The 24,840-nt window shown below is 72.1% G+C and carries 15 protein-coding genes; 12 read left to right on the top strand and 3 right to left on the bottom strand.

Annotated elements, in window-relative coordinates; translation table 11 throughout:
* Window positions 1-7: 7 nt before the first annotated feature.
* Complete coding sequence (locus ACIP89_RS35810) at window positions 8-1,228, bottom strand: ROK family protein (RefSeq protein WP_401928255.1); 1,221 nt, start codon at window positions 1,226-1,228, stop codon at window positions 8-10.
* 287 nt (window positions 1,229-1,515) lie between these two features.
* On the opposite strand from ACIP89_RS35810, the gene ACIP89_RS35805 reads away from it, so the two are divergent.
* Genes ACIP89_RS35805 through ACIP89_RS35785 form a run of 5 tightly spaced genes read left to right on the top strand, consistent with a single transcriptional unit; the run spans window position 1,516 to window position 7,895 of the window.
* Complete coding sequence (locus tag ACIP89_RS35805) at window positions 1,516-3,333, top strand: peptide ABC transporter substrate-binding protein (RefSeq protein ID WP_401928257.1); 1,818 nt, start codon at window positions 1,516-1,518, stop codon at window positions 3,331-3,333.
* A gap of 50 nt (window positions 3,334-3,383) precedes the next feature.
* Window positions 3,384-4,343, top strand: a complete 960-nt coding sequence (locus tag ACIP89_RS35800; protein WP_073738710.1) for an ABC transporter permease — start codon at window positions 3,384-3,386, stop codon at window positions 4,341-4,343.
* The gene (locus ACIP89_RS35795; RefSeq protein WP_327339209.1) at window positions 4,340-5,236 is read left to right on the top strand and encodes an ABC transporter permease; all 897 of its coding nucleotides are present in this window, start codon (window positions 4,340-4,342) and stop codon (window positions 5,234-5,236) included. The genes ACIP89_RS35800 and ACIP89_RS35795 overlap by 4 nt, the downstream gene beginning before the upstream one ends.
* Window positions 5,233-6,963: a dipeptide ABC transporter ATP-binding protein gene (locus tag ACIP89_RS35790; RefSeq protein ID WP_402118620.1), complete on the top strand. Its 1,731-nt coding sequence runs from the start codon at window positions 5,233-5,235 to the stop codon at window positions 6,961-6,963. The genes ACIP89_RS35795 and ACIP89_RS35790 overlap by 4 nt, the downstream gene beginning before the upstream one ends.
* A complete protein-coding gene (locus ACIP89_RS35785; RefSeq protein ID WP_401928263.1) occupies window positions 6,960-7,895 on the top strand; it encodes an ROK family protein in 936 nt (311 codons plus the stop codon). The genes ACIP89_RS35790 and ACIP89_RS35785 overlap by 4 nt, the downstream gene beginning before the upstream one ends.
* A 91-nt stretch (window positions 7,896-7,986) precedes the next feature.
* On the opposite strand, the gene ACIP89_RS35780 is transcribed toward ACIP89_RS35785, so the two are convergent.
* Window positions 7,987-8,637, bottom strand: coding sequence for a peptidoglycan-binding protein (locus ACIP89_RS35780; protein ID WP_401928266.1), 651 nt, complete (start codon window positions 8,635-8,637; stop codon window positions 7,987-7,989).
* Window positions 8,638-9,057: 420 nt separating this feature from the next.
* Window positions 9,058-10,278, bottom strand: a complete 1,221-nt coding sequence (locus ACIP89_RS35775; protein ID WP_402118617.1) for a glycoside hydrolase family 64 protein — start codon at window positions 10,276-10,278, stop codon at window positions 9,058-9,060.
* Between the two features lie 426 nt (window positions 10,279-10,704).
* Between ACIP89_RS35775 and ACIP89_RS35770 the strand changes: the two genes are divergently transcribed.
* The 7 genes from ACIP89_RS35770 (at window position 10,705) to ACIP89_RS35740 (ending at window position 24,545) form a co-directional block, all read left to right on the top strand.
* Window positions 10,705-14,574 carry an endo-alpha-N-acetylgalactosaminidase family protein gene (locus ACIP89_RS35770; protein ID WP_402118615.1) on the top strand — a complete coding sequence of 1,290 codons (3,870 nt, stop codon included), beginning with the start codon at window positions 10,705-10,707 and terminating at the stop codon, window positions 14,572-14,574.
* 122 nt (window positions 14,575-14,696) lie between these two features.
* Window positions 14,697-17,039: a polysaccharide lyase 8 family protein gene (locus ACIP89_RS35765; protein ID WP_402118614.1), complete on the top strand. Its 2,343-nt coding sequence runs from the start codon at window positions 14,697-14,699 to the stop codon at window positions 17,037-17,039.
* Between the two features lie 79 nt (window positions 17,040-17,118).
* Window positions 17,119-18,510 (top strand): trypsin-like peptidase domain-containing protein, encoded by a 1,392-nt coding sequence (locus ACIP89_RS35760; RefSeq protein ID WP_401928275.1) that lies wholly within the window; start codon window positions 17,119-17,121, stop codon window positions 18,508-18,510.
* Window positions 18,507-20,804: a tetratricopeptide repeat protein gene (locus ACIP89_RS35755; RefSeq protein WP_401928277.1), complete on the top strand. Its 2,298-nt coding sequence runs from the start codon at window positions 18,507-18,509 to the stop codon at window positions 20,802-20,804. The genes ACIP89_RS35760 and ACIP89_RS35755 overlap by 4 nt, the downstream gene beginning before the upstream one ends.
* 35 nt (window positions 20,805-20,839) lie before the next feature.
* Window positions 20,840-22,291 carry a hypothetical protein gene (locus ACIP89_RS35750; protein ID WP_401928279.1) on the top strand — a complete coding sequence of 484 codons (1,452 nt, stop codon included), beginning with the start codon at window positions 20,840-20,842 and terminating at the stop codon, window positions 22,289-22,291.
* On the top strand, window positions 22,291-23,310 hold the full coding sequence (locus ACIP89_RS35745) for a hypothetical protein (protein ID WP_401933588.1): 1,020 nt from the start codon (window positions 22,291-22,293) through the stop codon (window positions 23,308-23,310). Before ACIP89_RS35750 ends, ACIP89_RS35745 begins: the two co-directional genes overlap by 1 nt.
* Window positions 23,307-24,545, top strand: coding sequence for a carbohydrate ABC transporter substrate-binding protein (locus ACIP89_RS35740; protein ID WP_401928285.1), 1,239 nt, complete (start codon window positions 23,307-23,309; stop codon window positions 24,543-24,545). Before ACIP89_RS35745 ends, ACIP89_RS35740 begins: the two co-directional genes overlap by 4 nt.
* The last annotated feature ends 295 nt before the right edge of the window (window positions 24,546-24,840 follow it).

Raw genomic sequence — 24,840 nt, 5'->3', positions numbered from 1 at the left:
TCGGGTGTCAGAGGTGACGGGGGGCGAGAGTGCCGAACCGTTCGGCTCCGCCCACCTCGTGCAGGGCCTGGGCCAGGGCGCGTTGCAGGGCGAACTGCCCGGCGCCGACCAGCCCGGCGTCGGCGCCGAGCCTGGTCCGCTCGATGGTGAGGTGCTCGGTGACGAGCGGGTGGCAGCTCTCGTAGAGCCGGCTGCGCACCGCGGCGACGAACTGCTCCAGGGTGGAGAGGATGCCGCCGAGGTAGACGGCGTCCGGGTTGAAGAAGTTGACGTTGGCCGCCAGTACCTGGCCCAGGTAGTCGCCGGCCCTGCGGACCGTGCGGGTGGCCAGCGGATCGCCGTCCAGGGCCAGCCGGGCCACGTCCTGCGTGCTGCTCACATCGGCCCCGCGCTCGCGCAGGATGCGGACCAGCGCGGCGCCGGACGCCACGGTCTCCAGGCAGCCGGTGTTGCCGCAGGAACAGGGGATGCCGGCGCCCGCGTCGATCCGGATGTGGGTGATGTCCCCGGCGGCGCCGGTCGCGCCGCGGTAGAGGCGCCCTTCGGCCATCACGCCCGCTCCGATCGCGGACCCGATCTTCACCATGATCGTCTGCGCGTTCCCGTCGAGCCGGACGGTGTGTTCGCCGACCGCCATGCAGTTGGCGTCGTTGTCCACGGCCGCCGGGACCCCGAAGCGCTCCTCCAGCCAGGCGGTGACCGGGAAGCGGTGCCAGCCGGGCATCCGCGAAGGCCGCACGACGGAGCCAGAGGCGATGTCCACGGGGCCGGGCAGCGAGAGCCCGACCCCGCGCAGGCGGCCGGGTCCGCGCTGTTCCGCCAGTGCTTCCAGGGCCTCGGCCAGCCGGGGCAGGGCGGCCTCGGGCCCGTCGGCGATCACGAAGGGGACGGTCGACACCTCGCTGAGGCCGCCGCCCGGAAGCACCACGCCGATCCTGGCGTGCCGGCCGCCGAGGTCGGCGGCGACGGCGAACTCGTCACGGCTCCCGATCCGCAGCGCCTTGCGGGGGCGCCCACCGGTGGAGGACTGGGTGCCCTCCTCCGCGACCAGGCCGCGGTCCACCAGGTGCCCCACGGTGAGGGAGACGGTGGAGGCCGCGGCCCCGAGGCGTCTGGCGAGTTCGGTACGTGACGTCGCCTCGCCCGATGCGATCAGTTCCAGAACGCGCACGGCCAGGGACGGGGTCCCTTTCGTGGCCTTGCGGTCCCACGTACTTATTCCAGTCATGTACAAAGTTACTTCCGCAACGGGGTATGTGGCCAAGACGATACGCCCGAGCTTCGCAGAGGGGAACAGTCCAATGAAGGAAGTGCGTCACCCGTAAAATCCCCTATATCACCCCAAGCTGCCCTAAGTTGTCGGGCCAAATCGGACGGGAGGGCTTTCGTCGAAAGTGCAGTAACTTACTTGTTATTAATTCTTGTTTGTTTCTTCGGCAATGGCGGCGTTAGCTGTCGTGAACGCAGCGCCGACCCCTCTGAGCGGCTGCGGGCCCTTTCATTCCGAGGAGAGTCATGATCCTTACCCGCACGGCGAACAGCCGCCGCTGGGCCCTCACCGCGGGCGTCGCCACCACGGCGGCCGTTCTGCTGTCCGGCTGTTCCGGCGGGGGCACGACCTCGTCCGGCGCCGGCTCGAAGGACAGCATCAACTACGCGCTGCCGGCGAACTTCACGCCGAACTGGATCCTCCCGGTCGGCACCGCCTCCCACCTGAACACCAACAACGCCTCGATATCCCAGTCCCTCTGGGAGCCGCTGATCGCGTACGACGGCTCCACCGGCAAGGTCGGCTGGAACAAGGACAACTCGCTGGCCACCGGCGCCGACTTCGCGAAGGACAGCAAGAGCGTCAGGATCACCCTCGGCGCCCGGCACTGGAGCGACGGCGAGAAGATCACCTCGCGCGACGTGCAGTTCTGGTTCAACCTGGTCAAGGCCAACAAGGAGGACTGGGCCAGCTACAGTCCGGGCAAGGCGCCGGACAACTGGACGTCGCTGAAGATCGTGGACGACACGCACTTCACGATCACGTTCGACAAGGCCTACAACACGCAGTGGATGCTCGCCAACGAGCTGAGCATGATCCGCCCGATGCCGCAGCACGTCTGGGACAAGACCGGCGACGCGGGCAAGGTCTCCGACCTCGACCTCACCGCCGCGGGCGCCAAGAAGGTCTGGGCGTACCTCAACACCGCCGCCAAGAAGATCTCCGGTTACGCCACCGACCCGCTCTGGAAGACGGTCAGCGGCCCGTACACCATCAAGTCGTTCTCCACGGCGGGCAAGGTGCAGCTCCTCGCCAACGCCAAGTACGACGGCGGCGGCAAGGCCAACATCAAGACGGTGAACCTGCTCCCGTTCACCACCGCGGACGCGGAGGAGAACGCGCTCCGGGCCGGCACGGTCGACTACGGCTACATCAACGCCACCAACCTCAGCCAGGAAGCGTCCTTCACCGCCAAGGGCTACACCCTCAAGCCGTGGGCCGGCTGGGCGATCACGTACATGCCGTACAACTTCAACAACCCCACCATGGGCCCGGTCTTCAAGCAGCTCTACGCCCGCCAGGCGATCCAGATGTCGGTGGACCAGGCGACCCTCTCCAAGGTGATCTTCAACGGCACCGCCGTCTCGACCTACGGCCCCGTTCCGCAGGGCCAGACCTCCGCCTTCGTCTCCCCGAAGCAGAAGAGCAACCCGTACCCCTTCTCCACCGACAAGGCGAAGAAGCTGCTCACGGACCACGGCTGGACCCAGCAGGGCGCCACCATGGTCTGCACCCACCCGGGCAGCGGCGACGACCAGTGCGGCGCCGGGGTCGACAAGGGCACGAAGTTCCAGATGCAGGTGCTGTCGCAGTCCGGCTCGACCGTGACCGACAACCTGATGAGCGCCCTCCAGTCGTCCTTCGCCAAGTCCGGAATCGGCTTCGGAATCAAGACCGCGCCGGTCAACTCGGTTCTCGCGCAGGCCGGTCAGTGCAAGGCCGGCGACTCCGGCTGCAAGTGGCAGCTCTCCTTCTTCGGCAGCGCCGGCAGCTGGTACTTCCCCGCCTACCCCAGCGGTGACTCCCTCTTCGCCACCGGCGGCGCCTCCAACTTCGGCAGCTACTCCAACCCCGCCGTGGACAAGCTGATCGGCGAGACCACCACCGACTCCTCGCCCGCAGCCATGCAGAAGTACAGCGCCGCCCTGGCCGAGGACCTTCCGGTGGTCTGGCTGCCGGAACCCGACTACCAGGTCTCCGTGGTCAAGAGCGGCCTCGGCGGCTTCGCCCAGGACTCGCTGGCCAACTTCCACCCCGCCATGTGGAAGTGGACCAACAAGTAAGCCCGGTTGGCGACCATGCGCACCACTGAGCCGAAGCGACCGGAATACACATGAGCACTTCCTCTTACCTGATCAGGCGGGTCCTCCAGGCCGTCGTGGTGATCGTCATCGTGACGATCGTGGTCTTCGGTCTGCTGCACGCCCTGCCCGGGGGTCCCGCACGCGGGATCCTCGGCCCGCAGGCCACCCCGCAGCAGATCACGTCCTTCAACCACGAACAGGGCCTCGACAAGCCGCTGCCCGTGCAGTACTTCTACTACCTGAACCAGCTGCTGCACGGCGACTTCGGGACCTCGTACACCCTCAACGAGCCGGTGTCCCAGCTCATCACCGAACGGCTGCCGAAGACCCTGCTGCTCACCGTCCTGTCGGCGGTCGTCGGCCTGGTGCTGGCGATCCCGCTGGGCATGTGGCAGGCCATGCGGCGCAACAAGCCGGCGGACTACGTCATCACCACGCTGAGCTTCATCGCCTACTCCACGCCCGTGTACTTCCTCGGGCTGATCCTGGTACTGGTGTTCAGCCAGACGCTGCCGTGGTTCCCCTCCCAGGCACCGCAGGGCGACACGCTCGCCCAGGTGATCTCCGATCCGCAGGCACTGGTCCTGCCGGTGGTCGCGGGCGCCGCCTCGATGATCGCGGTGTTCAGCCGCTACATGCGGGCGGCCACCCTGGAGAACCTCTCCGAGGACTACGTCAGGACGGCGCGGGCCGGCGGCACCCGCTCCCGCGCCCTCCTGTGGCGCCATGTGTTCCGCAACTCGCTGACGCCCGTGGTCGCCATGCTCGGGTACTACGTGCCGGTGCTGTTCGGCGGTGCGCTGGTGGTCGAGCAGCTCTTCAACTACCCGGGCATGGGCCTGCTCTTCTGGACCGCCGCCCAGTCCTCCGACTACCCGGTGCTCCTGGGCTGCGTGCTCGTCATCGCGGTCGCCACGGTGACCGGGACGCTCCTCGCCGACATCGTCCAGCGTGTCATCGACCCCCGAGTGAAGGCAGGCCGGGCATGAGCGCCGTCATCCAGCCGGGCCAGGTGCCCGCCACGGCCACCGCCCCCGCGGCGTCGGGCTCCCGCCTCGCGCTGCGCCGCTTCCGCCGCAACCGGCTCGCTGTCGTAGGGCTCGGCGTCGTGGCCTTCTTCTTCCTGTTCTGCTTCGTCGGTCCGCTGGTGTACTCCACCGACCAGACCCACACGATGCTCCAGCAGGTCAACCTCGCGCCCAGCGGCTCGCACTGGCTGGGCACCGACGCCGTCGGCCACGACGTACTGGGCCGGCTCATGTACGGCGGCAAGGTGTCGCTCATCGTCGGTCTCGCCGCGGGCGTGCTGGCCACCGTCATCGGCACCCTGTGGGGCGCCGTCGCCGGCTACGCGGGCGGCTGGGTCGACGCGGTCATGATGCGGGTCGTGGACGCGGGGATCGCCATCCCGGCGCTCTTCATCCTGCTGGTGGTCTCGGCGATCACCACCCCGGACCTGACGGGAATGATCGTCATCCTGGGCTTCGTCTCCTGGCTGGTGCCGTCACGCCTGATCAGGGCGGAGACGCTGAGCCTGAAGAACCGCGACTACGTGCTGACGCTCCGGGCGATCGGCGGGACGCACGGCCGGGCGATCATCCGGCACATCCTGCCGAACTCGGTCTCGACCATCATCGTCGCGGCCACCTTCCAGATCGCCGACGCCATCCTGCTCATCGCCTACGTCTCCTACCTGGGCCTGGGCGTCCAGCCCCCGGCCACCGACTGGGGCGGCATGCTGTCGGCCGGTCTCACGGCCGCGTACTCCGGCTACTGGTGGCTCATCATTCCGCCGGGCCTGGCCATCATCCTGGTGGTGTGGGCGTTCAACGCGATCGGGGACGGGCTCCGCGACGCATTCGACGTGAGGGGACGCGGATGACCGTCACCAAGGGTCCCGCCGCACCGCCGGCCGGACCGATTCTCGAACTCGACGACCTCGGCGTCGTCTTCACCACGGAGACCGGTGAGGTGCCGGCCGTGCGAGGGGTCTCCCTGCACGTCGGACCCGGCGAGACGCTCGCCCTCGTCGGCGAGTCGGGCTCCGGCAAATCCACCATCGCGCTGGCCGCGATGGGCCTGCTGACCGGCAACGCCCGTGCCACCGGCAGCGCCGTCATCGCGGGCACCCAGGTGGTCGGCGCCCGTGAGAGCGAACTCGCGTCGCTGCGCGGCCGGACCGCCTCCATGGTGTTCCAGGAGCCGGCCACCGCGCTCGATCCGCTGACCCGGGTCGGCAGGCAGATCGCCGAGGTGATCCGCAACCACCGCGAGATGTCCCCCAAGGACGCCGCCGCGGAGGCCGTCGGGCTCCTGCGCAAGGTCGGCATCCCCGAACCGGAGAAGAGGGCCACGGCCTACCCCTTCCAGCTCTCCGGCGGGCAGCGCCAGCGCGTGGTCATCGCGATGGCCATCGCCAACAACCCGGCCCTGCTGATCGCCGACGAGCCGACCACCGCGCTGGACGTCACGGTGCAGGCCGAGATCCTCGACCTGCTGCGCCGGCTCGCCGCCGAGACCGGCACCGGCGTCCTGCTGGTCACCCACAACATGGGCGTCGTCGCGGACTTCGCGGACCGGGTCGCCGTGATGTACCGCGGCGAGATCGTGGAGACCGGGCCGGTCGAGGACGTGCTCCTGCGGCCGTCCCACGACTACACCCGCCGCCTGCTGGCCGCCGTGCCCCGCCTGTCGGTGGCCGAGGCGGGCCAGGCGGCCCCGGCGGCCGCCACCGCGACTCCGGTTACCTCCATCGCGGCCCCGGACGCCGAGCCGGTGGCCGAACTCCGCGACGTGCGCGTGGACTTCGGCCGGGGCCGGAACGCCGTTCGGGCGCTGGACGGTGTCTCCTTCGCCGTGCACCCGGGCCAGACCCTGGGGCTGGTGGGCGAGTCGGGTTCCGGCAAGTCCACCGCCTCCCGGGTCGCGCTCGGCCTGATCGCGCCGACTTCAGGCACGGTCTCGCTGTTCGGCACGGACCTGGGGCGCGTCCGGTCCCGGGCCCGCCGCGCCCTGCGGGCCGGCATCGGAGTGGTCCTCCAGGACCCGGTCGCTTCGCTGGACGCCCGGATGACGGTCGGTGAGTGCGTCGCCGAGCCGCTCAGGGTCCACCACCGGGGTATCTCCGCCAAGGACCGCCGGAGCAAGGTGGCCGCCATCCTCGACCGCGTCCGGCTGCCGCGCGAGGTCGCGGACCGGGCACCCCGGGAGCTGTCCGGCGGTCAGCGCCAGCGGGTGAGCCTGGCCCGTGCGCTGGTCCTGGAGCCCCGGCTGCTGGTGGCCGACGAACCCACCAGCGCGCTCGACGTGAGCGTGCAGCAGGCCGTACTGGAAGTGATCTCCGAGCTCCAGGACGAGCTCGGCTTCGCCTGCCTCTTCGTCTCCCACGACCTGGCCGTCGTCCAGCACTTCGCGCAGCGCGTCGTGGTGCTGCGGGGCGGCCGGATCCAGGAGCAGGGCCCCACCGGGGCGACCCTCCTGCATCCGGAGACCGACTACACGCGCGGCCTGCTGGCCGCCGTGCCGGTGCCGGACCCGGTGATCCAGCGCGGCCGCAGGGCCGAGCGCCTGGCCGCCCTCTCGGCCGTCCGGACGGAGGACCGGGCATGAACCCGTACGACCGCAGCCTCTTCGCCGGCGTGGACATCGGCGGCACCACCACCCAGGTGGTCCTGTGCGACGACGGGCTGACCGTCCTGGACCGGGCCGAGACGGCGACCCCGGCGGCTCACGGCGGCCCGGCCATGATCCGGGCGGCCCTGGACGCGCTCACCCCGCTGCTGGAGCGCACTCCCGGGCGGCTCACCGGCTGCGGGGTCGGCGCCGCCGGTGTCGTGGACTCCGGTACCGGTCACATCCTGGTGGCCAGCGACTCCTTCACCGGCTGGGCCGGTTTCGGGGTGACGGACGCGGTCGGGGAGGCGCTGGGAGTCCCGGCCTTCCTGGACAACGACGTCAACGCCTTCCTGTACGGGGAGACGTCGGGCGGCGCGGTCCGGGACGAGCCGGACGTCCTCGGGATCACCCTCGGCACCGGCGTCGGCGGCGCGCTGTGGAGCGGCGGCAGGCTGTTCACCGGCCCGCACGGCGCGGCCGGCGAGATCGGGCACATCCCCGGCTTCGGTGACCTGCCCTGCTCGTGCGGCGGACGGGGGCATCTGGAGACCCTGGCCGCCGGCCGCTCCATCGGCGCCCGCTACGCGGAGCGCACCGGCCGGCGGCTGACCGCCCGCGAGGTCGCGGGGGCGGCGGAGCGCGGTGACGAGGACGCGCTCGCGGTGTACCGGGCCGCCGGTGCCGGCATCGCGCGGGCCATCGTGATGACGGCGGGGGTCGTCGACATCACGACGGTGGTCGTGGGCGGCGGGGTCAGCCGCGCCTGGCCGCTGCTGGGCCCGGTCGTCCTCGCGTCACTGGCCGCGGAACCGCCGGTGAGCGGTCACCCCGTCCGGCTGGTCCGGTCCGGCCTGGGCGCCGACGCCGTACCGGTCGGCGCCGCGGCACGGGCCCGGCGGGAACTCGCGGTGGGCTCCCCGGTCTGAGGCCCCCGGCCGCGCGCACGACGGCGCCCCCGCCCGGAAGGGCGGGGGCGCCTGTGTGTGGGGGTAGCGGCAGTGACGTTGCGGTGCGGGATCAGTAGATCGGGTCGACGGTGGGGCCCTCCTGGGCCAGCAGATCGCGGGCGAACTGCTCCCACTGGGCGTAGGCGTCGGGGAAGGCCGACACCTGCACGGCCTGGCACACCTCGCCCGGCGGCCTGGTCTGCCAGTCCGCGATCTGGATCAGGCCCGGATTGCTGCCGAACGGGGCCACCCCGTAGAACGACTTGGACGACGTGGGGACGTCCGTGATCTGTTCCGGGGTGCCCCAGCCGGTGCTGGGCCGCTGCTGGAAGATGCCGAGCGAGTCGTGGTCGACCGGCGTCGTGTAGTTGACGAACTTGGATTCCTGCATGGCCGTCATCAGTGCGATGACCTGCCCCTGATCCGGGATCTGGGCGCCCTTGCCGACGCCGATGACCGTACGGGCATTGGCGAGTTCGGCCGGACCGAGGTCGGCGGCGACCCTGAAGACCGTCCGCAGTTCGCTGTCCGGAGCCGCCTGGAGCGACCGGGCGGTCGCCGCGTCGACCGTGCCGGTGGGCCGGAGTCCGTGCGCCGCCTGGAACGAACGCAGGCCGTGGTGGGGGGTGGGCGCCGCCTGGGCGGTCGCCGGAACGGAAAGGAGTATTCCGGCGGTGGCCGCGACCGCGGCCATGAGCTGAGCCACTCTGTTCTGTCGCATGACAGGCACGGTGTCGTGCACCGGATTATGGCGTCAAGAGCCGTGTTCCGCCCGGTAATTGACTGCCCTCGGTGCATGGGCCGTCTTCGCAGGTAAGGGAGTCGGCGGCAAAGGGGAAGGGGGTGGAATCCGAGGCCGGTGAATGGGTGCCGTCACCGGTCCGACCAATGGAGCGATTCCCATTTGTTGCCCGTTGTCGTAAGTGCTTGGTGCGAACGTCTGTTTGTGGAAAGGGTGTTCGCGAGCCGGTCGGAATGGAGCGCCGAATTCCGCGGCACCGCCCCGGCCCCCTCGGGCCGTGTCCGCGGGACCCGTCGGCCGGCGGCGTCCTGCGAGGGCCCGCCCCGCCCGCACGGCCCCCTGCGGGACAGGGCCCCCGTCCCGCCCGGACGGGGGCCCTGCCGGTCTCCGCGGGGGAGGTCAGGAACCGACGCTCACGGTGAAGCGCGTCGGGTTGCCGTCGTTCGCGGCGCCCGAGACGTCCGGCTCACCGTCGGGGCGTACGTCGTCGTACGGGAAGGCGTAACCGATCGGGCTGTTGGCGTGCACGATCCGCGACCAGTGGTTGGTCACATCGCCCTGGTAGTAGTCCGCCACCGTGGTGCCGTTCGGCTGGTCCGGGTGGCTGAGCATGATCGAGCGGTTGAAACCGGCCGCGATCCGGGCCAGCAGGGCCTTCTTGGCATCGTTGTCCGCCGGGTTGTTGGCGAACGGGCCGCCGTTGCAGGTGAAGATGTCCTGCGAGCTGGGTTTGGCGAAGGTGTGCCCGCCGTCGAAGGTCAGGGTGTCGCCGCTGACCCGGCCGGCGAGGACGCCGCGCCCGCCCTGGAGGTCGATCCGCAGGTCCGTCGAGCGGTACTTCTCCCAGACCTCGTCGACCTGCGCGGTGAACAGGTTTCCGAACGGCATGTCGCCGCCGGACGATGCCATCAGGTTCTGCGGCGAGATGACCCGCAGTACGTTGCCGTCGGGACCCCGCTTCACCAGCTGGTCCCAGGGCTGCCCGTCGGCGGCGGCCTGGGCGGTGAGGTCGTCGGCGATCTTCTGCACGGCGCCGTCCGGGAGCGGGGCCACGGTGTGCGTGCTGTCGCCCCGCAGGGTCAGACCGATCGGCAGCGCGGTCACCAGGTCGACGTAGCTGATGTTGGCGTACAGCTGCTGCGGGTTGAAGGTGAACTCGCAGAACGACCAGGTGCGCCCGTAGTTCACGTCCGTGGGTGTGGCGAAGGCCGGTTCGACGAGGGCGGGGCCCGGGTTCAGGAAGAAGTCCAGGGTGTCGTCGTGCACGAAGTAGACCCGGGCCCCGTACATCTGGGGGAGCGTCACGACGACGGGTGCGTCGCCCGCCGCGTTCAGCGGGATGGCGCAGTCCACCGGCAGCGGGGTCTGCGGCTCCGCCGGGGACTCGGGGTGGTAGACGCTGCCGTCGGCCCGCAGCAGCACCCACTGGTCGGTGCCCTGCTCGTGGCCGGTGACGTAGGCGTTGACCTTGCCGGACAGGGACTTGTTCTCCAGGGCCAGTTCGCAGGTCGCGGCGGCCGCAGAGGCGCTCGGGCTGAGCGCGCTCCCCCAGACGGGATAGGTGAGTGCGGTCGCGGAGGCGGCGATGCCGCCCGTCAGGAACAGTCTGCGCGAAATCACGAGGGGACTCCTGAGGCGTGGGGGGTGGGATGTGCGTGTGGGGATGCGGGGATGTGGGGGCGGACGGCGGGGGGACAGGAGGATCGCGGACGGCGGGGAGGTGCGGAGAGGTGCGGGGAGGTGGAACGAGCGCGTCCGCGGTGGGCACCACTCTCGCGAGGGCTGCGGCGAGCGTCAATACTTGTGACTGAGAGCGCTCTCAAAAACCAAAGGTCTTCACAACTCGACGCCCAGCAGGACTACTTGGCGTGCCCGTCCCGTCCGTCACCGGCCACTGTGATCAACATCTGAACATGGAGCCGGTGCGGCGCATCCCGCACCCCACGTGGGCCTACTTGGACTTACGCGGAGCGGTTGTTGGACTGGAGGGGCCCTCGGAGCCGTACGTCGTTGACGGTGTCCCGACACGGAGACTACGCAGAGCACATGTCGCCAAGATTCACTACGGCGGGCGCTGCTGCCGCCGCCTCAGCCGCCGTCCTGGCTCTGGTGGGGACCGCCCTCCCCGCCTCAGCCGCCGCCCCCGCACCCGCCGCGGCCGAATCGGCCGTCCCGGCGGGCGCCGTCATCGCCTCCGCGCAGCTCGCCGTCGCCGTCGCGGACGACTTCCCGCGGGTCCTTACGTACACCGACCGGGCCTCCGGGAACCAGCTGTCCGGCTCCACCCGGCCGGTCACCGCCGTCACCCTCAACGGCACCGCCCACGACGTGAAGCTCAAGGGCGCGCCCAAGGTCACCAAATCGGCCGCCCGCTACACGCTGACCTTCGCGGATCTGCCCGGCGTCGAGATCGACGCCTCGCTCTCGGTCTCCGGACGCGCCACCACCTTCAAGGTGACCGCCGTCCGCGACACCGCCGCCTTCCGGGTCGGCACGATCGACATCCCCGGCCACGACCTCGTCTCAGTCGCGAGCACCGACGCGGGGGCCGCCACCGCCTTCACGAAGCTCGACCCCGACTCGACGAAGACCGCCGACGTCTTCGCGAAGGTCACCGACGCCACCAAGGCCGACACCGCACCCGTCGGCGGCACCTACGCGATCGTGAACACCGGATCGCTGGCGGCCGCCGTCGAGTCCAACTCCTCGTACGACAAGCCGGCCGGCGCCACCGGCGGTGACGACGCCCGCTTCTGGCACCAGGCCCGCAAGGCCGACGACGGCTCCACCCGGGTCGGTGTCTGGTCCGGCCAGTGGACCTATCGCGGCGACGGCGCTCCCGAGCCGGAGAGCGGCGGCAACCTGCCCTGGGCGAAGGTCGTCGTGACGCCCGACGCCAACGGCGACAAGACCGTCGACTGGCAGGACGGCGCCGTCGCCTTCCGCTCCATCGGCGTGGTCGCGCCCGGCAGCGAGGACACCGCGGACCGGGTCATCACCCACATCCCGTTCAACTTCGCCAGCCAGGCCACCCACCCCTTCCTGCGCACCCTCGACGACGTCAAACGGATCTCGCTGGCCACCGACGGCCTCGGACAGCTCGCGCTCCTCAAGGGGTACGCCTCCGAGGGCCACGACTCCGCCCACCCCGACTACGGCGGCAACTACAACAAGCGCGCCGGCGGGCTGAAGGACCTCAACGAGCTCCTGAAGGACGGCAAGAAGTGGGGCGCCACCTTCGGCGTCCACGTCAACGCCACCGAGGCCTACCCGGAGGCGAAGGCCTTCGACGAGAAGCTCGTCGACAAGTCCAAGCCCGGCTGGAACTGGCTGAACCAGAGCTACTACATCGACCAGCGCCGCGACATCAACAGCGGCGACCTGGCCAAGCGCTTCCAGCAGCTGCGGAACGAGACCGACAGCAACCTCAGCATGCTGTACATCGACGTCTACTACACGCACGGCTGGATAGCCGACAAGACCCTTCAGTCGCTCCAGACGCAGGGCTGGAACGTGGCCAGCGAATGGGCGGACAAGTTCGAGCGCGGTTCGCTCTGGTCGCACTGGGCCAATGACCTCGACTACGGCGGCGCCACCAACAAGGGCCTCAACTCGCGGATCATCCGGTTCATCCGCAACGACGAGAAGGACGTCTGGAACAACGACCCGGTCCTCGGCCAGAGCGCCATCGACGAGTTCGAGGGCTGGACCGGCGAGACCGACTGGAACTCCTTCTACGACAACATCTGGCAGCGCGACCTGCCCGCCAAGTACCTCCAGCAGCAGAAGATCACCCGCTGGGACGGCAACGACATCACCTTCACCGGCGGCGTGAGCGGCACGGTCGAGGACGGGAAGCGGACCTTCTACGACCACGGCCGCAAGGTGCTCAGCGGCACCGACTACCTGCTCCCGTGGGACGGCGGCAAGAAGCTCTACCACTACAGCGAGTCCGGCGGTACGAGCAGCTGGGCGGTGCCCTCGAAGGGCGCGTACACCGTCTACAAGCTCACCGACAACGGCCGCGTCAAGACCGGCACGGTGCGCCCCGCGGGCGGGAGGATCACGCTGAAGGCCGAGGCCGGACAGCCCTACGTGCTCTACCCGGACAAGGCGCCGAAGGCCGCCGACGCGAAGTGGGGCGAGGGCACCCCGGTCGAGGACCCCGGCTTCAACGACGCCGGGCTGTCCGACTGGTGGAAGACCGGCACCGCCGTCCGCGACACCGACAGCCAGGGCCGCAACAGCGCGAAGCTCTCCGGCGCCGGCACGGCCGTGCTCTCCCAGAGCATCGGCGGACTGAAGCCCGGCGCGCGCTACACCGCCTCCGCCCTGATCGAGGTCGAGCCCGGAAAGACCCGGCACACCACCCTGTCGGCCGGCGGGAAGTCCGTCGCCGTGGACCGCTCCACCGCCAAGGACCTGGTCGCCGCGTCCGACTGGCACGACACCTACTTCCAGCGGGCCAAGGTGAACTTCACCGCCCCCGCCAACGGCCGCACCACCCTGCGCGTCGAAGCCGCCGAGGGCAGCGCGGCGACCGTCCGCGCCGATGACGTACGCGTCGTCGCCAACGCCCCCGCGACCAAGAAGAACACCGTCGTCTACGAGGACTTCGAGGACGTCGACCAGGGCTGGGGCCCCTTCCTCAAGGGCGACGCGGGCGGCTCCACCGACCCCCGCACCAGCATCTCCCAGCTGCACGCCCCCTACACCCAGGCCGGCTGGAACGGCAAGCTCATCGATGACGTGCTCGGCGGGAGCGAGTCCCTCAAGGCCCACGAGGAGAACGCCGGGATCGTGTACCGGACCGCGCCCTGGACCGTGCCGATGGCCGACGGCCACCGCTACAGGGTCGAGTACGACTACCAGTCCAGCCACGCCGGCGCCTACGAGTGGGTCGACGGCTACGACCGGATCACCGCGGACGGCAAGCCGGACTCCGTACAGACCCGCTCCACCGCCATCGGAGCCCAGCACACCACCGGCCACTTCACCGAGACCGTCACGGCGGGCTGCGGCGACACCTGGACCGGGCTGCGCAAGCGCGACGACGCCCCCGAGGGCGCCGACTTCGCCCTCGACGGCTTCACCGTGACCGACCTCGGCAAGGCGCCCGCGGGTGGGCAGGCCGCCTGCGGCACGCTCACCGTCCAGCCGGCCGCGGAGACCCTGGAGCCGGGCACCGACAACACCGTGAAGGCGAGCTTCACCAACTACGAGGCCACCGGCGTCACCGGGGTCTCGGTGGGCCTGACCGTCCCCGAGGGCTGGAAGGCAGAGCCCGCGGGCCCCGTCACCTTCGACTCGGTCGCGGCCGGTGCGAAGGTCACCGGAAGCTGGCAGGTCACCCCGCCGGTCGACGCCGAGTACCGGGCCTACCAGCTCGGCTCCGAGGCGGCTTACACCGTCGGCGGTGCGCGGCGGAAGCTCGGCGCGCAGACCTCCGTACGGACGCTGCCGCCGCCGCCCACCACCGACAGCTGGGCCAGCGACCTGGACTGGACGGCCTCCGAGAACGGCTGGGGACCGGTCGAGCGCGACCTCTCCAACGGCGAGACCGGCACCGGCGACGGCACCCCGCTGACCATCGGCTCCACGGTGTACGAGAAGGGCCTCGGCAGCCACGCGCCCGCGAAGGTCCGCTACTACCTGGGCGGCAAGTGCACCTCGTTCACCGCCGAGGTGGGCGTGGACGACGTGCAGAAGAGCGCGGGCAGCGTGCAGTTCTCCGTGACGGCGGACGGCACGGAGAAGGTGAAGTCGCCGGTCCTCAAGGCCGCCGACAGCGCCTGGCCGCTGACGGCGGACGTCACCGGCGCCAAGTACGTCGAGCTGATCGCCGGTGACGGCGGCGACGGCAACGGCAACGACCACGCCGACTGGGGCAGCGCCCGCTTCCACTGCGGAGGCTGAACGGCTCCACGAGGGGAAGGGGGCGGTCCGACGGCGGCCCGCCCCCTTCCCCGCCGTAGTAAGCGCGTGCTAGACCAGCCCTCGTCCGGCCCTCTGAACGACTTGCACACCGGAGGCTGCTCGTGTCACTTCTGCCCGCCTGGTCACGCCGTGCCTTTCTCGCCACCGGCAGCGCCACCGCACTGGGCCTCGCGCTCGCCCCCACGGCCCGCGCGGACGAGGCCGAAGACGAGTTCGAGACGCTCCGGCTGCGCTGGAAGGACCTCTCGCTCGGCACCGGCTACGACCCCGCCGCCGAGCCCTACGCCTCCCGGCTCGCCGGCACCGGCGAACTCGCAGAGGAATTCCGCTCGACGATGGCCCCCGCCGCCGACTCGCTCTGGGCCGGGCACACCTTCGACCCGCCGGCCGGCGTCACCTGGAGCTACACCCGGCTGTGGACGATGACCCAGGCCTACGCCCAGCAGGGCACCGGCCACACCGGCGACGCGGAGCTGCTCGACGCCGTCGTCCAGGGCCTCGACCACCTCTCCACCACCGTCTACAACCCGTCCACCACCCCCTACGGCAACTGGTGGGAGTGGCAGATCGGCAGCCCGCGCCTGCTCATGGACATCGTCGCGGTGCTCCGCGACGAACTGGGCGAGGAGCGCGTCCGGGCCGCCTGCGCCGCCGTCGACCACTTCATCCCCGACTCCGCGCTCACCGACTACAGCGGCACCTCGACCGGCGCCAACCGGGTCGACCTCTGCCGCTCCGTGGCCCTGCGCGGCATCCTCGGCCGCGACGACGCCAGGACGGCGCTGGCCCGCGACGCGCTCTCGCCCGTCTTCCCGTACGTGACCGAAGGCGACGGCCTCTACGCGGACGGCTCGTTCATCCAGCACACCTGGATCGCCTACTCGGGCACGTACGGCCAGGTCATGCTGGACGGCCTGGGCCGGCTCTTCGCCCTGCTGGCCGGCTCCACCTGGGAGGTCACGGATCCGGGCCGGCAGGTCATCCTGGACAGCGTCGAACACGCCTACGCGCCGCTCATCCACGACGGCCTGATGATGGACAGCGTCAACGGCCGCGCCATCAGCCGGGGGCTCCTCAAGAGCGACGAACTCCAGGTCATGCGCAGCGACCACTTCCACGGCCAGGGACTGATCGCGGCTATCGCCCTGCTGGCGAACGGTGCCTCCGCCGCCGAGCGCGACCGGTGGAACGGCATGATCAAGGGCTGGATCGAACGGGACACCGTCAGCCCCGTCCTCACCGCCCCGCAGTTCGGCGTCGCCGACCTCGCCCGGCTGCACGCGGCGGCCGCCGCGCCCGTGCCCGCCGCGCCCGAACCCGTCGGCCACACCCTGTTCGCCGCCATGGACCGGGCCGTGCACCGGCGCCCCGGCTGGGTCGCCAACCTCGCCATGTCGTCGGAGCGGATCAGCTCCTACGAGTGCGGCAACGGCGAGAACCCGCGCGGCTGGCACACCGGGGCCGGAATGCTCTACTGGTGGCAGGGCGCCGACGGCGGCGGCCAGTACACCGACTGGTTCTGGCCCACCGTCGACCCGTACCGGCTGCCCGGCACCACCGTCTCCACCAAGCGGCTCGCGGACCGGGCCGGCGGCGAGTGGGGCGAACCCCGGCCGGACACACGGTGGGTGGGCGGCGCGCACGACGGCGAGTTCGCGGCGGTCGGCCAGCACGTGAAGGGCCTGGGCTCCACCCTGGAGGCCCGCAAGTCCTGGTTCTGCGCGGCGGACACGGTCATCTGCCTCGGCGCGGGCATCACCGCCGCCGACGGGGTGCCCGTCGAGACCGTCGTCGACAACCGCAACCTGGGCCCGGACGCGGGCGGGCAGAGCCTCACCGTCGAGGACCGCGAACGCCCCCGCTGGGCCCATCTGGCGGGACACGGCGGCTGGGTGCTCCCCGGCGGCGCCGCCCTGCACACCCTGCGCGAGGCCAGGACCGGCGCCTGGTCCGACATCAACACCACCAGCTCCACCGAGCGGCGCACCCGCCACTGGCAGACGCTCTGGCTCGACCACGGCACCGACCCGGCCGGGGCCGGCTACCTCTACCTCCTGATGCCCGGCGCCTCCCGGCGCACCGTCGCCGCCCGCGCCGCGGACCGGCACTGGCTGACGGTGCTCGCCAACACCGCCGCCGTACAGGGCGTCTCCGTCCGCTCCCTCGGGCTGACCGCCGCCAACTTCTGGCAGCCGGGCACGGCCGGACGCCTCTCCTCGACGGGGCCGGCCAGCGTGCTCGTCCGCGAGGGCCGGGGCGTGGCCACGATCCGCGTCAGCGCGCCGGACCGCAGCGGCACACCGTTCGAAGTGGTCTGGGACCGTCCGGTGCGCGAGGCCGTCCCGGCGGACCCGGGCATCGAGGTCCGCGCCACGGGGCGGCGGCTGGTGCTCGGCGTGGACCCGGGGAAGGCCGGTGCCACGCTGAGGTGTGACCTCAGGTAGCCCCGGTGGGGTGATCCGGCGGCCGGAGTCTGCCGGGAGTCTGGGAAGGACCGCCGCCGCACGCGTACGCTCAGGAGCCATGGGGGAGTTGAGAGCGGACTGGCGGCTCAGGTTACGCCGCGGCGGTCCCGACGGTGAGGTGTGCGGGGCCGGGGTGCTGCTCACCCAGGACCGGATGCTGACCTGTGCGCACGTGGTGCGGGAAGCCGATGCCCGGATGTGGGTGGAGTTCGCCGAGAACCCCGGAATCCCGCCGGTCGCCGCCCGGGTGGCGCCGGACGGCTGGCTGCCCGGCCGGGACGGCTCCGCCCGTGAGGACATCGCCGTACTCGCACTGGACAGCCCCCGCCCGCAGGCGGCGCCCGCGCCGCTGGGACGGCGGATGGAGCGCGGCGGGGAGGTGTGGATCGGCGGCTACTCCCAGGCCTTCGACGACGGCATGTGGCTGACCGGCCGGATCAGCGGACTGCACGGCGCGTGGGTGCAGCTCGACGCCGGCCGCAACGTCGAGGTGGTGCGCCCCGGATTCAGCGGCGCGGCCGTGCAGACCCGGGGCGAGGGACCGCACACCGACCGGGTCGTCGGCCTGGTGGTGAGCTGGCGCGGTGACCTGGAACTGGAACTGCCCGACGAGAACGACCTCGCGTTCTCGTACATGATCCCGGTCGACCGCATCGCCGAACTCGTCCCGCTGGTGGCCGAACTCAGCGGGCCCGACGGCTGGGACAGCGGACTGTCCGAGCGGCTGCGCGACTGGTTCACCGGCGTCGACCAGCCCGCCGTTCGGGTCGGAGTCGTCCCGCACGGCGGCGGCCGGGACCGCACACTGCGCCACCAGCTCCACCGGGCCCACCTCGTCCACCGGGGCGGCCGCACCCGGCCGGAGGAACTCGTCGAGACGCTCGTGGCACAGCTGCGGCCGCCCCGGCACCAGCGCAACGCCTACCGCGACTGGCTCCTGGAGGGCGGTGACGAGCCGGAGCGCTCGCTCGCCGGCCGGCCGGCCGGATCGGGACCGGTGCTCGCCGTGATCGGCCTGGACGAGGACCCGGACCCGGGCGCGCTGGTACCCCTGCTGGCGCGGGTGCGGGCACTCGGCTTCCGGCTGCTGGTCGTCTTCCGCAGCGGCGAAGGCGCGGCACTGGACGAGGTGGCGCGCGAACTGTTGGTACCGGCCCTCGACGAGCGGGCCGAGGTACTGGTGCGCAGGACCGAACGGTTCGAACGGGAGTGGGTCAGGCTGAACGGCCTGCTCGACTCGGCGTCCATGGCCCCCCGCCCCGGTACCGACGCCGCCACCCGCCGCCGTCAACTGCGCGACCTGCGCTCACTCCCGGACCCGCGCGAACAACTCGCCCCGCTGAAGAAGCTGTTACGCGAGTTGCGCGCCGACCTCGACGAGCGGGCCCGCTCCGTACCCGTGGAGCTGCCGGGACAGCGCACCGGCCCGGGTCCGGCGGCGGGCCCATGAGAATCCCCTGCCCGCACCGCCGGTTCACCGGGGCCCCCTGCGACGGGGCCGTCCAGTCCACCGGCTACTGCGACACCTGCGGCCGGGACGAGGCGAACCCCGGACTGCCGCCGCTGCCCGCCGCCCCCGAGGAGCACGGGCCCGCCGGACTCCTCGAACTCCCGCTGCTGGAGCCGGGCAGCCCGGCAGAGCGGCTCAGCGCCGCCGAGCGCCCGGTGCGCATCGTGATGACGTGCTCGGCCAAGGCCTGCGGGGTCGCGTTCGTCCCGCCGTACACCGCCGCGCCACCGCCCGACGAGGGCCACTGCCCGCGCTGCGGCGCCCCCTACTCCTACCGGCCCGAGCTGGCCAAGGGCGGCCCGCCGCTCCAGGACCAGTACCTGATCCGCGGCCCCATCGCCCACGGCGGCCAGGGCTGGGTGTACCTGGCGGAGGACACCCACCTGGAGGACCTCGTCGCGGTCAAGGGGCTCCTCAACCGCTACGCGGAACGCGGCGCGGCCCAGGCCGGCGAGGAGCGCCGCAGTCTCGTCGCCATCCGGCACGAACGCATCGTCCAGATCCGCGACTTCGTCAGCACCCGCAACGCCGACGGCACGGTGTCCGGCGGCTACATCGTGATGGAGGACGTCGGCGACCGGACCCTGTCGGCCGTCGTCGAATCCACCCGGCGGGGCGAATTCGTCCTCGACATCGAGCACGTCATCACCTACGGCTGCCAGATCCTGGAGGCCCTCGCCCATCTGCACGGCATGGACTTCCTGTACGGCGACATGAAGCCGTCCAACGTCATCCACCACGGCGACGGCATCAAGGTCATCGACCTCGGCGGGGTCCGCAAGGCCGGTTCCACCGATCCGCCCCCGGTGATCACCCCCTGGTTCGCCGCGCCCGAGACGGACGGCACCGCACCGCTGACCGTCGCGCACGACCTGCACACCGTCGGCTTCACCCTGGCGGAACTGGCCGGCTGGGCGGTCGGGGACGACGTGCCCGGACTCGGCATCAGCTCGTTCCGGCTGGTGGTGGAACGGGCCACCGCGCAGGACCCGGAACGCCGCTTCGGCTCGGCCGAGGACATGGCGGGACAACTGCGCGGAGTGCTCCGCGAGATCCGGGCCCTGCGCGGCAAACGCGACCAGCCCGAACCCTCCGAGTACTTCACCCCGTCCACCGAACTGCTGGGCGTCCGGCTGGGCTCGGTGCCCGACTACGCGCACTGGCTGCGCCGCCCGCTGTACGGCCGCCGGGAGACACCCCGGTCGCCCGCGCTCGACTCCGGACTGCCCACCCCGACCGAGATCGCCCGCAGGCTGCCGGTGCCGCGCCCCTACCCGGGCGACCCGCAGGCGGCCCGCTTCGGCGTCAGCAGCTACGACCCGGGCCAGCCGCTGGCCCAGCCCGCGTCCGGTGAGCAGTCCGTGGAGATCTGCCTGCACAACGCCCGGCTGCTGCTCGGCCAGGAGGGCGACGAGGCACTCGCCGCCGCCCGGGAACAGGTCGAGGCGGCGGCCGCCATACCGGGACCGGGGCCGGTGCGGGAGTGGCGGCTGAGCTGGCACCGGGGGCTCGTCGCGCTGCGCGGCGCCGATGTGCTGGACGAGCGCGGGCCGATGCTGCGAGAGGCCCTGGAGCAGTTCTCCGCCGTGCACCGGGCCCTCCCCGGCGAGTACGCGGCCAAGCTGGCGCTCGCCTACGGCGCGGAACAGCTCGGTGCGGACGGCACCGCCCCGGCCGGGCACTCCGCGTACGAGCTGTTCCGCGCCGTGCACGCCCGCAACCCCTCGCACGTCGGCGCCGCACTGGGACTGGCCAGACTCGCCCTGGCCCGCGGCGACCGGTCCGCGGCCATCGAGGTCCTCGACCTGGTGCCCGACGAGTCGCGCGACCACACCGTCGCGCGGATCGCCGCCTTCCGCATCCGGGCGGGGCGGCTCGCGGCCGGCGAGCGGCCGCTGCCGGAGGAGGCGGACATCGACGCCTGCCTCGCCCTGCTCAACCCGGCGCCCGGTACGCACCCCCCGCTGGTCACGGGCGACGAACCCGCCTGGCTGCTGCGGACCGAGCTGTACGAGTGGAAGCTCGACGCGGTCCTGGCGGCGGCCGGCGGGCCGAGGCCGCCGGGGCGGTGGGCGCGGTCCGGCCTGCCGCCCCCGGCCGTGCCCGGGGAACGGGCCGTGCGGGTGGAACTGGAGCAGTGCTACCGCTGGCTGGCCCGGCAGCGGCAGGCCCCGGCCGAGTACGAGCGGCTGATCGACCTCTCGCACGCGGTCCGCCCGCAGACCCGGTCCTGACGCCCGCCCGCGACGACTTCACTGGAGGCAGCCCCTTGGGCGCTACCGACACCTCGCCCGCCCCGCGGCTGCCCGTCGCCCTGAAGGTGTCCATCGACGTGCGGCGCGATCAGCAGCCGCACCACGACGCGCAGATCGACGCCCACCTGCGGGTCAAGGCGGCAAGCGTCGGTTCGAGCGACGAGGTGCCCGCCGTCGAACTCGCCGTCGTCATCGCGCTGGACGTCACCGCGGAGCGCCGGGAGGCCGCGGCCGCCGCCCTGGCCACCGCACTGCGCGCCCTGCCCGACGGCCTCTCGTTCACCGTCCTGGGCGGCGCCGACACCACCGGGAACCCGACCGGCTGCTATCCGCTGCGCGGCCGGTGGGCGCTGTCCGACACGGCGGAGAAGCGCCGGGCCGCGTTCAGCGCGGGCCGGATCGCCCCGGCCGCCGGGGACCGGCCGCCCGTCGGCTACCCGGTCTGGCTGACCGCCGCCCGCGAACTGTTCGCGCAGCGCCCGCTCCCGGTACGGCACCTGCTCCTGATCACCGACGGAAGCAGCGACGACGGGACCGGCGCCCCGGACCTGGACGAGCCCGGCCGGGGCCCGGACGGCAGCGCGCTCGACGCGGAACTGTGGCGCTGCGCCGGGCGGTTCACCGCGGACGTGCTCGCGCTCGGCGGCGACTGGGACCCCGCGCCGCTGCTCGCCGTCGCGGAACGGCTGCACGGCAGCCCCGTCGACGCGCCGGACCGGTTCGGCCCCGCCGTCACCGAGGCCGTGCGGCGGCTGCGCCGGGTCCGCAGCCCCGAACTGCCCGTCTCGGTGCGGGCACGCCCGGCGGTGCGCGAGGTGACCCTGGCCGAGACCGCCCCGCGCCGGCAGGTGCTCGAAGCGGTGCACCTGCCGGACGAGCCGCGCCGGTTCGACTTCCCCACCCACCAGTGGGAGCCGGGCACCCGCGACTACCTCCTCACCCTGCTCGTCGACGCGAGCACCGACCCGCTGGGCGTGCTGCTGCAACTGGCCACCGTCTCCGTCGGCGACTCCACCGCCCCGCTCCTGGTCCGCTGGCTGCCGCCCGGCGTCGCGGTGGGCGCGGCGGCGAGCGGCGGCGGGGGCGGCACCCTCCAGGCGATGAACGTCGCCACCCAGATGCGGACCGCCCTGGACCGCGGATACCTCGCCCTGGACCCGCTGACCAGGGGCGAGGCCGAGCAGCACTTCGGCCTCGCGGTCAGGCTGGCCAACGAGATCGGGGCCGGCTGGGTGCTGGACAAGGTCCGCGAGGTGGCCGAGATCCTGGACGGCTCCCGGGGACTGGTCCGGGTCGGCCCGACCGTGGACCCGGGCACCGTGCGCAGGGGCCGACTGCACATCGCCTCCGGCCACCTGCTGGACCTCCCGGAACACCCCATCGGGAAGCCGCTGACATGCCAGGACTGCCGCCACCCCGCCGGGCCGCACGCCCGGTACTGCATCGCCTGCGGAAGGCGGCTGTGATGCCCGGGGCCACCCGTCGGACACGCACCCCGCGGACCCGCCGCCCGAGCGGCTCCCGCACCAGGCGGCTGCTCGAACTGCACCTGGTCGTCCTGGTGGTGACCGCGATCGTCTCGACGACCCTCCTGCTCGCCTCCTACCGCGAGGTGCAGAACTCCGCGGGCGAGCTGCGCACCCGTGGCGCGCCGGCCGTCCAGGGGGTCTCCGCCACCCAGCTGGCGCTGCTCCGCGCCCACTGGGAGGCCGAGGCCTCGGTCCACCAGGGCATCGACAACGTGATCGGCGCCGGCGCCCGGTACGAGAACCAGCTCTCCGCCGCCGACCAGGGGCTCTCCCGGCTCTCCGACGTACAGATCGACGGCGAACGCGGCCGGGGCGTGCTCGAAACGGTCAACGGCCTGCTGACCTCGTACAGCAGCTCGATGACCCCGGGCGCGGTCAAGTACGTGGACGACGACCTGATGCAGCGGGAGAAGTTCCAGGAGGCCCAGCGCATCCTCAGACGGCAGGGCACCGGAGTGGTGCCGCGCCTGGACGTCCTGCAGCAGCACCAGATGCAGCGGGTCGACAGGGTCAGCTCCATGGGGGCGCTCCAGCAGACCGGCTGGGCGGCCGCCGAACTGGGCCTCCTGGTGCTGGCCCTGACCTCGCTCTCGGCCCTGTGGGTGCTGCGGGTGCGCTGCGGGCGCAGCCAGGACCCCTGGCTGCTGCTCGCGCTGCTGGCCGCGGTCGCCCTGGCCGTCGTCCCGCTGTGGGCGACCACCGCCACCCAGGTACGGCTGGACACCGCCAGGGAACGGCTCGTCGCGATCGAGGCACGCGCCCATGACACCCAGGACCTGGCGGCCTCCCAGCGGGACGTCACGGAGAAGTCCACGGTCCTGCGCGGCGAGCTGGCCGCCCAGCGCTGGCAGAGCTGGACCTACTACGGGGCGCTGGGCGGCGGCGCGCTGATCGTCCTGCTGCCGGCCGTCGGCATCTGCCGGCGGCTCAACGCCGACTACTGGAGGGCCGGATGACCCGGCTGCACCGCGCCCTGCTGCTCGTCCTGGCACTGTTCCTGACCGCCGCCGGCTGCGGCCTCTCGGCCCCCGGCGGCAGCGACGAGGAGCCGAAGGTGACGATCCTCGGCCCGTGGACCGACGACCAGGAACGGCAGTTCAAGGAGGTGCTGGACGGCTTCGGCATCCCGTACACCTACCAGGGGACCGCCGCCACCCGCGAGGTGCTGCTCGCCGAGGTCCAGGCCGGCAACCCGCCCGACATCGCGATCCTGCCGGGCGTCGGTGAGCTGGTCGAGTACGCCGATGAGGGGCGGCTGCGGCCGCTGAGCGGGCTGTACGAGCGCGAGGAGTACGGGAACCCGTGGCGGCCGGGGGCGAAGGGCATCGCCGACGACCTGTGGGTGCCGCTCAAGGCCGACCTCAAGTCGATCGTCTGGTACCGGGGGAGCGAGCCCCCCGAGCCCGTCCCCGCCCCGCTGAGCGCCTGGTGCATCGGCATGGGCGACGACGGCGCGTCCGGCTGGCCCGGCAGCGACTGGATCGAGGACCTGATCCTCCAGCGTGCGGGCCCGACGCTCTACGAGCGCTGGGCGACCGGCGGCCTGGCGTGGACCGACGAGCGCGTGAGCAGCGCCTGGACCACCTGGGCCGGACTGCTCGCCCAGGACCGGAAAGCCGCCCGCGACGCGCTTCTCGCCGACCACCGGGGCCGGGTCGGCGGGCACGGGCTGCTCTTCGGCGGCGGCTGCGACCTGGAGCACCAGGGCTCCTTCGCCCGCGCCTTCTACGGGGACCGCAAGGCGGCGGCCGGCTTCGTGGACTCGGCGTCGCTGCTGCCCGGCGGCCCGTACACGGTGAAGGCCCACGAGGTGGCGGCCGACTTCGCCGCGCTGTTCGGCCGCGGCGGCCGGGCCCGTGACATGATCAGGCGGCTCGCCTCCCGCGAGGGCCAGGAGGACTGGGGCCGCAAGGGCGGGGTCTTCTCACCGAACGCGGCGGTTCCGGCCAAGAAGGGCGCGGTGGAGAAGGAGATCGGCAGCCGCTTCACCGAGCAGCGGGTGCCGCTCTGCCTGGACGCCTCCGACGTCATGCCGGCCGCCGTGCGGGACGCGTTCTACGAGGCGGTGCTGCTGACCGTCGCCCATCCGGAGGAACCGGTGCGGCAGCGGCTGGAGGACATCCAGAAGGTCCAGGACGCCCAGTCGTCCGACACGCCCAGGCTGACCGGGGTGTGCGGCAGAGCACAGTGAACACCGGGGATGCCCCTGTTGGGTTCCCACAAAAGGTGAGGGGTCCGGGCTGGCACTTCGCCTGCATGGAGCAAGGCTTCTGTCAGGCTCCACCAGGAAACCGGGCAGGAGACTGTACGGAGTCGACGGCAGGATTTTCTTGCCGGACTTCGTAGGGTCGGTACATGACCGTTGTGGACGAAACCCAGGGCGACCCGAGTGACACCCGTGGCCGTGTGGCGGAGCTGCTGGCGCTGCGTGAGCAGGCCCGGCGCGGGCCGAGTGACCGGGCGACCGAGGCGCAGCACGCGAAGGG

Origin of the sequence: Streptomyces sp. NPDC088730 (assembly GCF_044751215.1) — a bacterium.
Taxonomy (GTDB): domain Bacteria; phylum Actinomycetota; class Actinomycetes; order Streptomycetales; family Streptomycetaceae; genus Streptomyces.
The sequence above is the reverse complement of the archived record's forward strand: the minus strand, read 5'-3'. Positions and strand labels throughout refer to the sequence as shown.